The organism is Vibrio sp. B1ASS3 (assembly GCF_905175355.1).
GTDB classification, from domain to species: Bacteria; Pseudomonadota; Gammaproteobacteria; order Enterobacterales; family Vibrionaceae; genus Vibrio; species Vibrio owensii.
In genome coordinates this window covers 4,014,473-4,028,211 of record NZ_HG992742.1, presented here as the reverse complement: position 1 = coordinate 4,028,211, position 13,739 = coordinate 4,014,473, and the positions used below count along the sequence as shown (strand labels likewise).

Below are 13,739 nucleotides of genomic sequence, written 5' to 3'. Positions count from 1 at the left end.
ATGATGATCCTGTATTCACTTTTTACTTTGAAAGGAAAAACATGGCATCTCAAGCATTTATGAAAATCGAAAGCATTGCTCAAGGTTGTTTGACCTCTGGCTGTAATACTTTTTACTCGATGGGTAATAGCTACCAATCTGGTCATGAGGATGAGATTACAGTCCTTGCTTGTAGTCACACGATAGGTTACAGCAATCGAGCAATTCACCAACCGATAGAAATCATTAAAAAAATAGACAAATCCTCTCCAGTGCTCAATCAAGCTTGTACTGATGGGCAAGAGCTTAACTGTACAATCACATATTACCGCCCTACAGACAAAGGTACTCAAGAAGCGTTTTATGAGATTAAGTTAACCGGAGCTATGATCCGCTCCATTTCAATGGATATGCCTCATTCTACTGATTTCAATGAGAAAGAGATGCAGGAAATCGTCACTATCGCTTATCGAGATATTCAATGGAGACATATCAGCGCTAATACTGCTGCGTATTCATCTTGGCTTGAACCATTGAAAAAGCTAGCTGAGAAATTTGAATGAGCATTTCAAGAAGAGACTTAGAACGTGATGAAGTACGTAAAGCTGTTGATGGGTTATTGAATACCGCAAATCGCTACAGCATCACACACTTACAGGATCCTCTAGTTCGGTACTACTTTAAACGTGAGTACATTTTCTTAGGCAAGTGTTTAGTTGATGACTATGAGAATGGGATACTCGTTGGTGATAAAGTTGTTCGACTAGTGAAGCAAGAACGGCAAAGCCTGAAAGATCAAGCTGCTGATTTAGCCCTATATGGTCTTGGTGTATTTGCAGGGGCGGGACAAGTAGCTACTGGTTATGGTATTTGTACTGCTGAATCTATCTTTTCATTTACTGGTATGTCGTTTTGCGGTGGTGTTGGTGCACCAATGCTATTACATGGGGCTAACAACTTGTACGAAAACTCATACAAGATAGCAGGGAACATACATCAAAACTGGACAGGACGTTATACAGGTGACTTTGAAAATGTAAGTGGTCTACTGAAAGAGGGCTACAGGTTTGGAGCTAAGAATCTAGGGTTAGATGAACGAGACGGTGATGCTGCGTATGCTATAGCGGATCTTGCTACTAGTGCCTACGGTTTGGTCAACAGTAGAAAGGTGGTTCAGCAATGGTCAAATATGCCAGACTCAAAGCAATTACAGCTGTTTAAGTATTTCAAGACAGATTACGAGAAGGGCGTAAAAGCAATGACTAAGACAGCTTTAGGTAGCGAAGTGATTGGTGGCATAAACACTACAATGACCGCCATAGAACCTTATGTTGAAGATAAGGATAAGGATAAGGATTAATGTCTATAGTAACATATGTCTCGATTAGCTTGGTTGGTCTACTAATCACTCACATAATCTCAAATCAGTACATGTACGCTCCTAAGTTCAATCAAATGTACTTTTTGTTTTATCTACTGTGCTTAGGTTTATTTGGAGAGCCACATTACAGCTTAGCGTTCAAAAATGAGCCTTCGTTGATTTGGCGCAGTCTATTTGATGTAAAAACCATCGTTATCACAGAAAGCTTTGAAAATGTAGCTTTATTGTTTTTCTTCCTAACTCTACTTACCGTACCGCCCTCCCAATTTAATCGTTTAGAACCAGTCGAGTTATTTGTAAGGAAACACATTAAAAAACTATTTAAGTGATGATCTTGTCAACCCTTGTTAAATGTTTTTATCTTTGTAATTCAAGTGCTTATAGATTGTGATACATGTACCATTGTAAAAATTAACCATTTTCTACGTTCGTCTACCGTGAGTGGACACATTCCCAGAAAGGGGGAAAGGCTTTTCTTATTTGTCAGTAATGGAAGTTAGACCTATTTGAGTTAGCCACGGTCGGGAAACAAATCGGCTTCTTTGACTCTTAAGGCTACAGCTAGTTGTACTACCTCTGTGTCTAGAACCTGTCTTACACCTGCTTCTATCTTTGCTAGGGTTCCCCTGCTGATGTCCAAACCAATGACATTACAGCGTGCAGATAGCTCTTCTTGAGTTAGTTTTTGTTGCTTCCTTAATGGTAACTATTCACCCATGAGCTATTGACGACGGTTTACGCTAAAAATACTGGCGCCTGATAATCAACTTTCAACATGTGATGTTCGACGATTTCACGCAGCCATTTATAAGCAGAGACCTGCTGAAGTTTGGCTGTTTCTATCAGCGAGAACATTCGTTCGCGGAACTGGTCGCCTCGATATGAGCGAGTCACGTAACAACACTTCCTCATCAGTATGTAATTACGGAGAACTCGCTCCGCTGCGTTGTTTGTTAACGGGCACTCGGAGTCGTCCATAAACCGCCAGACCATAGCATCATCAGCGATGAGATTTCGACATCTACCTCGATATCGTTTTGAGCATTGATAACTACCCAATTTGAGCCAATGAAGCCAGCTCTTTCGTAACCGCCTGAGTCGGCGGTAATATTGGCTTTCGGTAATTTCTTCTTCGATATATCGGTGATGACACCTGAATACGCTATGAGCGATTAAAGCGAGTTTGTCTCCGATTTTTTGGTTTTCAGGACAAACGCTTTCCTCGATAGCGATGACGTTCCTTAATATGTGAGCCCAGCATAATTGGCGCTTAGATTCGTCGATATATTTGTAGGCAGAATATTGGTCAGTCACTAAAAGGTGTGAAACCGCTTCACCAAGTAGTCGTTTGGCAGCATGTTGGTTTCTTCCGCTGTTAATTTGGAAAAAGGCTACGTTATTGCTGAGTGCGGCCCACATCCAGCGTTTATCATTATTGCGCTGATGTGAAGTCTCATCAGCCATAATCAGTTTAGATGCTTTTACTGTGTCATGGATTTGAGTATGAGTATCAGCTAAGTATTCAGTGACTCGTCCTTGCGCCGCAGATATTGCACCTGTTGAGAAGTTAAGCTGGAAGACGTCTTTCAGCATAGATTGTATTTTACCTATGCTTTGGTGGTGCTGCGTCGCTTGGATTGCGATAAAGCTATGTAGATTTGGCCCCATTTGAACATCGGGCACAGACTCTGGAAGCTCCGCTTGATGCTTATCACCACACCATGAGCACTCGCCTTTAAAAATTTGATGTTCAACAAGCGTGTATGAGATATCTGGCAAGTCAAAGATTTGGTGTCGTTTATAAGGTTTTCTATTTGGAATAACACACCCACCGCAGTGGCATATCTTATTCGGTAAATATTGCTCAACCGAGGCGCTCTCTTCAATAGGATGAAGCAGTCGGCGATTGCCTTTATGACCTGGTTGAGCTCCTTGCTTTTTTCCAGATTTCTTCCGATTCGGCGAAGTATTTTTAGCTTTATTATGCAGGGGTTGTTGAGATGATGGCACAGAAGAGTTGCGACTATTTTGGTTTAGCCTATCTTCAAGCTCAGCCAACTTATTCCATAAAAAGTGGATGATATCTTTCGCCTCTTCAGGCGAATCGAAATCTGGCGGTGGAGGTAATGTTTTCTTATTCATACCTCCAGATTGCCACCACAAAAAGATCACTCAAGTTGAATGTGGGATCAAGTTAACTCAGTCACATAAATTTGCTGTCAATAGCTCCTGGGTGAATAGTTACCCTTAATGTTCTTATCTGCGAACCAACGATATTCATCATTGTCATTTTTCAGTCAACTTTCTTTGCTCCGGTTGTAGAGCAAATTTTAGTTGCTAGAGTGCCCCAAAATGCTCCGCAGACGGAGCAAGCAGTCAACAATGAAAATGAGGATTAAAGAATGAGAAGTGAATTGAAAAAGGGGATTAATACACCATCTCTGAAAGTAGGGTTTGATAGTCAATTAACTAAAGGTTGGAAGCTAGTCGCTTTCTTCACTGCGTGCATCTTAATGGTGATTGGCTTTAAGTTTGTGCAGAGAGTTTCCTTTATGTTGTTGGATGATGGCTCAGGGGATTGGATGTTGAGCCAAGGTAGTGTTGGTATTGCTCAAGCCCTCTACTATGTATTTTGCTTGGTTCAGGTTACTGATCGTATTTATGGGGCTAAGAACCCTGAAAACGTAGAAAGTGAGTTCTGGAAGTACGTGTACTTATCCGTTCAAAACTTAGCCCTTTTGCAAGTTTCGCTAACAGTTGGTGCTCTTGTTGTGTGGTGGTTATGGAGTTAATCAACTAGTGTAAATGAGCATTTAAGTTCACTGAGAGATGGACATTTTCTAGAGAATAATTCTCACTTCGTGAGGTGAAGTTATCTTCTATTCTCCCTTCTCTCAGTGTCTATCTTTTGTATCAATGATCTTATCTCACTTCGTGAGGGATATTCCTTATCCCTGCCCTTCCTATAAGGGTTAATGAAAGAGTTAGTACACTGACCAGATCCTATTCTTCATTGATTCTTTGATAGCTTTCTGGTTGGTTTCGTATCTCAAATCTATTGGGTAATCCTCAGTCACTTCTGTTTCTATTGTTATTCTTTTACTTTCATTACAATGGAAGATTGATAGATTATTGAAGGTTTGCTTTAAGATTCTGTTGAGTCTAACCCTAGTATTGAATAGTTCTTCAGGGGATAACTTCTCTATCCTTTCCCCCTTTAAGGGGTAATATAATGCTTTAGTTGTTAATTTTAAGGCTTCCGCAAAGTTTATGTGTGCTGTTCTAGCTTGTTCAACAGCTTTCTTTGCTTTTGCCTTTTCTACCTGTTTGGAAAGCTCTATAATCGACGTAGAACGCTTTTGTAGCTCATTTAGTATGATAGGGTCACTAAAAGACGAAGACGCCTCTAGAAGCTCCTCGTACGCTTTGCGCTCTGCCTCATATCTTCCTTCTAACTCTGCAAGTCTGTTGACATCTTTCTGCTTTGACTTGTCCACTAACTTAGCATGTTGTTGATGATACATAGGGCTGTTGAACACCTCGTAAATGAATCGGTAAATCAACTCCATTCTTATTGGTTTGTTAGTGCAATTCTTCTTCTTAAATTCTCTGCAAGTCAGATACTTTAAGCTCTGGCTTTTGTTCTCGTAGTACATTGATGAACCGCATTTTTTGCACTTAGCGATTTGATTTAGAGGATTTGGGTACTCTGTTTTTCTTCCTGCTGCTTCTGGTTTTGAGCGTTCAAATTTACGTTGTTGAGAGAGGTAATAAGTTTTTTCATCAATGATCGGAGGGTAGTAGTCCTCAATCAGTGTATTCAGTGATTTTCTGTTTTGAGTCGGTTCATAGTGACCTAAAGCCGCTTTTGAATTTAAGATTCTGTTGACCGTTGTTGTTGCCCAACTCGCTCCCTTAGGTGCAGTAATGCCATTTTCATTTAGGTATCGGACTATTTTTATGACTCCCCATCCATCAATTGATAACTGGTAGATCTTACGTACAAGCTCCGCATACTCTTCATTTATTGTGTATGTGCGTTTATCTGAGTTCAAAGTTAACCAAAATGGTGTACTACTATGACGATTCGTTGTGTTGGGGTTCTGTCTTTTATTCGTCCATGCAGCTTTGATACGTTCTGATTTTGTCTTGCTCTCATTATGTGCTCGCTCCATGATCGTCAAAGAGATAATCAAGTCGGTGGTGTCTAAGTCTTTGTCATAGAGTCGATTGTCCATCAATGTAACAATTTTTACCCCTAACTGAGTAATCCTAAGCATCTGTATTAGTGCTGTTTGAACTTTAGCCCTACTCAAGCGATCTAGACTTTCCACCAACAGATAAGAGCCTTCTGGTATTGCTCCTTGCTCTAAGGCTTCTAAGAACTGCCCTAGACCACTATCTTCCTTCACATTATCTGAGTGAAAAGCTGACACTCCTAAGTCTTGAAAGTTGGTATCTGATAGCGTCAGGTTATTCTCTTCACAGTATCGTTGGGCTAGTTGTGTTTGCCTACGCAAGCTATCCCCTTGCGCTTGCTGTGCTGATGAAAAGCGGATGTAAGAATACGCAATGCTCATAAATACTTATCTTTCTATATCTCTTAATTTGATTGATATTATATTTTAAGGTGAATAATGCCAACACTTACGCTAGTGGGTCTACCGGAAACGACAGTAAAAGAATCGAAAGATCGCGTCCGCAGTGCGATCGTTAATTCCAACTTTCAATTCCCTGCCAAGCGAATTACGGTAAATTTGGCACCTGCGGATCTGCCCAAAGAAGGTGGACGCTTCGATCTGCCAATTGCATTAGGGATTTTGGCAGCTTCAGAACAAATCGCGACAGATAAGCTCAAAAACTACGAATTTGTCGGTGAATTAGCTCTTTCTGGCGGACTAAGAGCTGTAAAAGGTGTGTTGCCCGCTGCGTTGGCTGCGAACAAAAAACAGCGCCGTTTAGTAGTGCCTCATGCCAATGGTGATCAAGCGGCATTAGTGGGTAAAGAGCAGCATAAATCAGCTCAATCGTTACTGGAAGTGTGTGCCGAACTTTGTGGTCAGCATCAATTGAGTTTGTATCAAACCCCGAAGAAAAAAGAGACTAAAACACACGGACGAGACTTGCAGGATATTATTGGCCAACAGCAAGGCAAACGCGTGTAGAGATCGCTGCAGCAGGCAACCACAATCTACTGTTTCTTGGTCCGCCAGGTACGGGAAAAACCATGTTGGCTTCTCGATTATGCGATTTGTTACCTGAGATGAATGTTGAAGAGGCAATGGAAACGGCTTCTGTGGCGTCACTGACTCAAAGTGAAATCAATGAACACAACTGGAAGACGCGGCCGTTTCGCGCCCCGCATCATTCCAGCTCAATGGCGGCTTTAGTTGGTGGTGGGTCTGTGCCGAGACCGGGTGAAATCTCTCTAGCGCACAATGGGTTACTGTTTCTCGATGAGATACTTCTAATCCTAATGACTGTAAATTATCAAAATCATATCAAGTTTTTGAGTATCAATGATTTAAATGGTTTTAGTGCATTTTATTTACATTGATAATAATCACTCTGACAATTAGTGTGTCTGTTAGTTGTCAATTTATGAGGTTTGGTTGTGAATGTAAAAACACTAAATAAGCTTTCTTTATTAAAAACTGCACTGTCAGTCGAATACTCTAACTACCTAGCGCTTGCTGCTGAATCCTTAGTCACCTCCGGTCATATTCAGGCACCATTGAATCTTTATTCAGCTTACTGCTACTTGGTTAAACAAGGTAACTACAGTGCATTGGAAATACTGAATGATTCAAGCTCACTTAATGCACACTTCCAGTCGCTCATTGGCTTTGTTTATAACTATGATGATATCACTATCAAACATAAATATGAGATTGGTAATCGACTCAAAAATCTTTTCTGCTACATTGCGCAAGATAAACATTTAACTCTTGATGAAGTAAAGCTTTCGACTCTAAAAATCACAGAAGACGCTTCGAGCTGTCTAGCTCAGTTCCGAAAGATCAATATAGATAAAACAAAAGCCGACTACCTTGATGGTTGGCGGGTGTTATCAAAAGAAGGCAAAGAACATGAGGCTCATCTGGATACGCTTTATGTTAATTTTGGTGAGGCGTTTACCAACAAGGTTCATCTTGCTCTAAAAAACTATGCTTTTACACAAAAATCATCAACTTTGAAATGTGCATTAAATGAACTCAAAACACTCTTTGTGGGCATCGCCACGGTTTATAACGACCGAGACGGACTAACAATAGAAACCCTTCTAAGTCGTAATCATGTGCAGCTACTTTTCCATAAGGTGTTTAAAGTGCTATTTGTGCGCTCCCAAGCTGCACAGAACTGCCCCAAGCATTTTCACGTTAAATGGCGAGATACCATTAACTATTATACCGATTGCTTTATCAACGCAGGTGTTTTTGCTGAGCCTCACAAACCATTCATCGTTCCAGGCTGGAAAGACCCAAAAGATGAAGCACCCACCTTTTCAATTGGCGGCAATGCTACGCAGCCAGAAAACCTTCGATGGTTTGCTAACATTCCACTCAAAATTAAAGATGAAGAGGCTGTTTCAATTATTCAGCAACGTGTAGACCGAGACATGGCGCATGTCAGGCATGTGTGTCTCTTGAAATTTTTGGAGCTTTTAGATCGAGAGGATAGGAATATAGCCTTTCAGAGCACTGGCTCTGTCAAGCCTCTAGATAGTAGCAATAGCAACAACTATCAATATAAAAACTTTGTCGGTGAAGATAAGTTAGAGAATACAGTAGCAACCTTTTATGCACACGGCATCGCTGCAAAAGGCACTGGCTATTTATCATTTTTGGGGTTTGACGGTGATGCTCGCCAACTCAACACAGAGTTAAATTTACCAACCAAATCAACACTGAATGTTCTTTTGACGCTTCTTGTGATAGAGCATCCTCTGATAACACCGTCTTGGTTAGCAAAATGGGATTTGTTTGATGTAAATGGCAATATGGTAGGCTATAAGCAAGTTGGTAATCAACACATTGCTGTTAGTTATAAATCACGCAAAGGAGCGACCAGTGCGCAGCAAGAAGTAGTGCTCAATGAGTTTTCTAAACCTATAGTTGAGTTCTTGATGCGCCATACTCGCATGAGCCGTGAATACCTGAAGCAAAAAGGGAATGTAAATTGGCGAAAGATGATTTTAACTTCAACTACTACCCGTGTGCTATGTCCAAGCAATCTCAATCAAACTCTTCATGCAGCAAATGATTTTTATGATTGGCTTCAAGATGAAACGCTCTTTGATAAGAGCAGCGACATAACCTTGGAAGATGCCCAAGCCATCTCCGATATCCATTCGTTACGTTCCATTAGACGACACCGAGGTTGTCAAATTTATTTGGAAACACGTTCAATGGATGCCGTTGCCGAGGCGCTTGGTCATGAAAAGAAGGATGCAAACCTACTGACATCTTACCTTCCTAAGCCGTTAATGGACTTCTTTAATGCACGTTGGATACGTCAGTTCCAGAACGCTATTTTACTTGAAGCCATGAAAGATTCAGTGCATCGACTTGATGCTGTGAACATGAGCGCTCAAGACATTGAGGAGTTCTTGAGTAATCACGGCATAAGCAACATTCCAGAGCACCTCGATCATGGTTTTACTCAGCAGACGACTACTGACAGTGAAGTTTCAGAATCATTAGGGTTTGACCAGTTAACATACACTATATCGACATCACTTTTGCAGTTGTTGATGGCGATACGCTTTGTTGTTGAGAGTAGTGATGATGAGGAATCTTTTTTAGATATTGTTGCTCACTGGTATCAATCAGCGGTGTTTGTTTTAGACACCCTGAGTTCAGGCAAGCATAGTGCGGATGATGATTTGATGGGAATGCTTGATATTGCAACCAATAACACACTAGATACTGACTCGATTAAGGGAGCGCTGCTATGTTAAGTGTTGCTATCGACAATTCCTCTATTGCTAACCTCATTGAAAACATCGTGGAAGACCATTCGGTTCTAAATGGTTTAAGTGCCGAGACTCTTGAAGATATTATCAATTTCTCAGTAGCAAATGATGACTATCGAGCATTAGATGTCATCACGAATATCCATACTGGCATCTACGGTTACGATGACAGACAGCCCGAATGGTTAGAATCCAGCTTTCCTGAAAACAAGTGGGTACTAAAATTTGGCAAAACCCCAAAAACGATACATTGGGACACGGTTTACTTAGATGACGGTAAGAAGCTCACGGATAAAAAACACCAAAAGCTGTTAAACAGCTTTAAATACTGGATTACGGCAGCAGATAATCCACTTGAAAACGGTGGAAAGGTTATCAGTCCAATAGCGGCTTATCATAAAGTTAACAGAGTTATCACTCTCATCAATGCGGTCTTGCTGCACTCGAAAGAATTGAAGCTAGCAAAATATCACCTTCTGAATGTGAATGATGACTTTTGGCTGAACATCTTGACCAAATTCGCTGAGCACGGAAGTTTTCAAGGTGTGTATGAGTTTGATAAACATACCGAGGTATTACTTAATAACGCGTCTCAAAGCATTTCTGATATAGATGCACAAGCGTTTAAAGAGAAGTTCCCCTACGTTACCCAAGACATTGTGCAAGATGAAAGTTACTTATTTCTAGCAGAGAGAGAGAAGGCGTGCGCTTGGCTTTTTGAGCAAGGTTATTATCGCAGTGGAGAACACATAAGATACACTGGTAGCAGTGCTGTGCTGGGTGAGTTGTTGTTTAAAGGTAAGATGCTTTATCACGATATTAATCTCCCCAACCACGCAGAACTTCATCTCAAAGCGCCAAGGCGAAACTCAGAGTATCGAGCGGTTGAGAATAAAGACGCTTCAATAGGCACGAATCAAGTGACTATATCGACATACATTGAAGCGATTCGATTGATTCATACCAATTTTGAGCGTGGAGATGCGGCAAGCGCTTCAATCTTGTCCGAGCGTGTCAGCTCAGGCCACATTAGCCAGTTAGTTAGCTTAAAAAAAGCAGGACGCACCCGCACCTTGCCGCCTACCTTTGTGTTTAATTTAATTCGTCAGTGCTATGAGTTTGCTAAAGAGCATCTACCTATAGAGGAAGGCGCTGTTACTTTACTGGATGAAACATTAACACTGCTGTCTAAAGCAAGAAGTAAATCGGCGGCAAAAAAATCCAACAAACTCCGCCCACACGAATCCACCCGAACTTGGAATGAAGAGTTGCATCGAGAGATGTCTGGTACGGAGCGAGGTTACTGGTTTCAAACGGAGGCAATCAACTGTCTGAGTAGTGAATACCTTAAACAAGGGGTAAAGCAGATTCAAGCCTTTGCAGAAAGTGTGGAAAGTCGCTTTGAGCGGATTCGAGCTAATGAGAGCTTGTTTGATTTGTTCTCTGTACTGCAAGGCGCAATACAAGTTTTAGTGGGTGCAATCATGGCTCGAAGACAAGATGAATTAATCAAGTTGAAGTCACATGGCAACCTTTCACCTAATGTAAATCCCTTTTCAGAAGCGGGTGCAAAAACAGAGTACAACCTGATATTTAAGGTAAAAAAAAACTGGTTCAAAAGGGGTGAACGCAACAATAGAAAGACCAATTCCCTTATCTATCGCAAGGTTCATTTGGCAACTGGAGCAATTTAACATCAAAGCGAGTGAGTTGGGGTTATGCAAAGGAAAGTTATCTTTGTTTAACAACCTCAATTCAAAAAACTCGCAGTTAAGTCAGGTTGCTCACATAACATATAATGCGCACCTTGATTCTTTATGCGATTACTTAGAAACGGACTTGGTGGAGTTCGACAACGGAGAGTATCGCCGTAATTATGTCCGTCAGCACCAATTGAGACGCTTCTTTGCTATGGCGTTCTTTTGGTCAAAAGGGTTTGATGGAATGGATGCTCTTCGCTGGATGCTCGGACATTCAGACATGGAGCATCTATATCACTATATCTCTGAGTCAGAAACTGGGGCGGTACTAAATGGAGCTAAAGCCAGTGTAATTGTTCGTGGTTTGGTCGATTCCACTTCTGAACTTGCAAAGCTAGAAGGAATCGAAGAGGTTCGCAAAATCATTGCAGAACGCCTGACAGGTGATAGTTCAACACCCATCACGATAGAGTCAGTGAGTGAAGCAGCAGAAGATTACGATGATGAGTCTTATCTAACCGTCCCTCATATAAGCCAACTTCAAAAAGAGCAGGACATTGAAACAGAGGTTATTCAGCTTTTAGACGAAGGTCGAATCACGCTTGAGCCAGAGTTCTTTACCATTGAAGATGCTGATGGAAATACAACTCAAACCTTTAATCTAATTTTAAAAATCAAGGACCTTGATTGAGGATTGGGACAATGAAAGTTTTAGAGAAAAACCAAACTAAGATACTTGAAACAGAAAAGCTGTTAAGGGAAATCATCACCACCCCTGCTGAGTTTAAAAATGATGAGGAACTACTAAAAGCGCTCAAGTCTCAATCTGGTATCGCTAAATATCAGAATCAAGAGCGTAATATCACATCATGCTCATTAAACACGGTCAAAAGCATCTCAGAAGCACTTCTGGAAAGAGGCTTCTTATCATTAGATGAACTTCGTATAAATGCAAAACTGGCGATAGAGGCTGCATGTCTCGATGAGAAAGCTTCCAAAGGCAACAAGCAAACCGTAGTGGGTTTGAAGCACAAGGTTGCTGTACTTGAATCGGAGCTGGATGCAGCGCAGCGCAGCAATTCTTTACTAACCGTTATGGTCTCAGAGCTGCGCTCTAGACTAAAGCAACTAGCGAACCATGAAGGAACAGTAGAAGAGCGACAGGAGCTTTATCGAGAGCACAATCGGAAGATTGAAGCACAGATGAATTTCACTTTGAATGGAGAGGTATGATGGCGGTTCGAAAGCTTAAAGACTTTGAGCAATGGAGTCATCTTGGGTTTGATGGCAAGCTTGTCTTTCGTAAACCACAGGATATTCCTTTCGTAACCTACAGTAATCATACTCCTTGCTATGAAGCCAATGCCTACATTCATAGCTTAATAGTGAGAAACTTGAAAAGTGACACGATACGAGGGTATGCACACGATATTATTCACTTAGTGCATTTTATTGAAAAACAGCCATTATTGAGTCGCTTCAGCCAGCTTACTGACGCAACATTCACCCTTTTCGTTCAGTCACTACAGGCAGAGAGAACGCCGCTTGGCGAACTAAAACGCAAGAATAACTCGGTGATAAAGATTGCACATACCTGTCTGGATTTCTTGCTGTTTATCCAAGACTTTCATGACTTGAGTGCTTTTATAGGCAAAGATAAAAGCAACTCAATTCGGATACTTGAAAAGCATTACAAACGCAAACAGGAAGGCTACAAAGGTTATATTGAAGGTGTCAAAGTCACCCATGCAGCCGTGCCAACAAAAGATGAAATCAAGAAACGTCACCCTGTTTCGGAAGATGATGCGTTGCGTGTGTGGGAGTTTATCAAGACTCAGAAAAACAAAGATAAGCGTAGAAGGGACATGACGTTATACACAGCAATGGAGCAACTAGGCGCTCGTGTAACGGAGCTTCATTTGATTAAAATGACCGATTACGAGGAAGCTAGACGCACAGGTATGCTCACTCTTACCACTTTAAAACGCAAAGACGAGAACGCCACTCGAAAGATACCTGTCCCACATTTGTTATTATCAGTGATTGCGGATTACATCAAAGTTCGCAAGAAAGTCATGAGGAAGAAAAAAGTCCAACATGACTACCTGTTTATCAGCTTAAAAACAGGTCTACGCCTATCTGCCGATTCATGGACAACGTACATGAACTCATGGAAAAAAGAGCTTGGTATCGAGGGAGAATTGCACCCGCACTTGTGGAGACACGCATTCATTACAGACAAGCTTAAGGAACTGATTCTTGCCACTAAAGAAGTGAATGATAAAGATGATTTCCGAAAACATCTGCTTCATACACAAACGTTTAAAATGCAGTTACAACAATGGACTGGTCATACAATACTTAGCTCTTTGGATACTTATATTGACCTCGCATTTGCAGATATTCACGGCTACACAGAGGTTTATAATGCTGTTTCTCTAAAGTCGAGTGTTGAGCTTGCTAAACGTCAGATTGAGTTGTTAGAAGAACAGATAGCAAGGAAGGAGTTGACGCCTACCGCAGCGTTGTGTGAGATAAAGGAACTATTGGTAGCTTTCCAATCCGATATAAATAAAAGCATTGTATCGTCACAGTAAGGTTCATCACATCATTACCAATCGGTCGCGTAACACGCCTTTGGACATTTATCATTTGCCTTTTCAGATAATCTGGCTGATCACACATGAGAAAAACTATTGCACCA

At 41.2% G+C, this 13,739-nt stretch carries 8 protein-coding genes and 3 pseudogenes; 8 read left to right on the top strand and 3 right to left on the bottom strand.

The window, feature by feature from the left end; genetic code table 11:
* Window positions 1–41: 41 nt before the first annotated feature.
* Window positions 42–542 carry an Hcp family type VI secretion system effector gene (locus KJB05_RS18245; protein ID WP_086368926.1) on the top strand — a complete coding sequence of 167 codons (501 nt, stop codon included), beginning with the start codon at window positions 42–44 and terminating at the stop codon, window positions 540–542.
* Window positions 539–1,339, top strand: coding sequence for a DUF4225 domain-containing protein (locus tag KJB05_RS18240; RefSeq protein ID WP_208444975.1), 801 nt, complete (start codon window positions 539–541; stop codon window positions 1,337–1,339). The genes KJB05_RS18245 and KJB05_RS18240 overlap by 4 nt, the downstream gene beginning before the upstream one ends.
* A gap of 532 nt (window positions 1,340–1,871) precedes the next feature.
* Here the strand turns inward: KJB05_RS18240 and KJB05_RS18235 are convergent.
* A pseudogene (locus KJB05_RS18235) lies at window positions 1,872–2,048 on the bottom strand (helix-turn-helix transcriptional regulator); the annotation flags it as partial.
* Between the two features lie 47 nt (window positions 2,049–2,095).
* A complete protein-coding gene (locus KJB05_RS18230; protein WP_208446529.1) occupies window positions 2,096–3,502 on the bottom strand; it encodes an IS66 family transposase in 1,407 nt (468 codons plus the stop codon).
* Window positions 3,503–3,762: 260 nt separating this feature from the next.
* On the opposite strand from KJB05_RS18230, the gene KJB05_RS18225 reads away from it, so the two are divergent.
* On the top strand, window positions 3,763–4,152 hold the full coding sequence (locus KJB05_RS18225) for a hypothetical protein (protein WP_203538354.1): 390 nt from the start codon (window positions 3,763–3,765) through the stop codon (window positions 4,150–4,152).
* A gap of 192 nt (window positions 4,153–4,344) precedes the next feature.
* Here the strand turns inward: KJB05_RS18225 and KJB05_RS18220 are convergent, their stop codons facing one another.
* A complete protein-coding gene (locus tag KJB05_RS18220) occupies window positions 4,345–5,940 on the bottom strand; it encodes a recombinase family protein (protein WP_208445691.1) in 1,596 nt (531 codons plus the stop codon).
* Window positions 5,941–6,009: 69 nt separating this feature from the next.
* Between KJB05_RS18220 and KJB05_RS18215 the strand changes: the two are divergent.
* The 5 genes and pseudogenes from KJB05_RS18215 to KJB05_RS18195 form a co-directional block, all read left to right on the top strand.
* Window positions 6,010–6,824 (top strand): annotated as a pseudogene (locus KJB05_RS18215) (YifB family Mg chelatase-like AAA ATPase); the annotation flags it as partial.
* 150 nt (window positions 6,825–6,974) lie between these two features.
* A complete protein-coding gene (locus tag KJB05_RS18210; RefSeq protein ID WP_208445690.1) occupies window positions 6,975–9,320 on the top strand; it encodes a hypothetical protein in 2,346 nt (781 codons plus the stop codon).
* A pseudogene (locus KJB05_RS18205) lies at window positions 9,314–11,726 on the top strand (integrase). The gene KJB05_RS18210 and the pseudogene KJB05_RS18205 overlap by 7 nt, the downstream one beginning before the upstream one ends.
* Window positions 11,727–11,737: 11 nt before the next feature.
* Window positions 11,738–12,268, top strand: a complete 531-nt coding sequence (locus tag KJB05_RS18200; protein WP_208445688.1) for a hypothetical protein — start codon at window positions 11,738–11,740, stop codon at window positions 12,266–12,268.
* On the top strand, window positions 12,268–13,632 hold the full coding sequence (locus KJB05_RS18195) for a site-specific integrase (protein WP_208445692.1): 1,365 nt from the start codon (window positions 12,268–12,270) through the stop codon (window positions 13,630–13,632). Before KJB05_RS18200 ends, KJB05_RS18195 begins: the two co-directional genes overlap by 1 nt.
* Window positions 13,633–13,739: the final 107 nt, after the last annotated feature.

Coding starts and splice junctions, on each gene's coding strand:
- KJB05_RS18245 (WP_086368926.1), top strand. CDS start 42: ATGGCATCTCAAGCATTTATGAAAATCGAAAGCATTGCTCAAGGTTGT.
- KJB05_RS18240 (WP_208444975.1), top strand. CDS start 539: ATGAGCATTTCAAGAAGAGACTTAGAACGTGATGAAGTACGTAAAGCT.
- KJB05_RS18230 (WP_208446529.1), bottom strand. CDS start 3,502: ATGAATAAGAAAACATTACCTCCACCGCCAGATTTCGATTCGCCTGAA.
- KJB05_RS18225 (WP_203538354.1), top strand. CDS start 3,763: ATGAGAAGTGAATTGAAAAAGGGGATTAATACACCATCTCTGAAAGTA.
- KJB05_RS18220 (WP_208445691.1), bottom strand. CDS start 5,940: ATGAGCATTGCGTATTCTTACATCCGCTTTTCATCAGCACAGCAAGCG.
- KJB05_RS18200 (WP_208445688.1), top strand. CDS start 11,738: ATGAAAGTTTTAGAGAAAAACCAAACTAAGATACTTGAAACAGAAAAG.
- KJB05_RS18195 (WP_208445692.1), top strand. CDS start 12,268: ATGGCGGTTCGAAAGCTTAAAGACTTTGAGCAATGGAGTCATCTTGGG.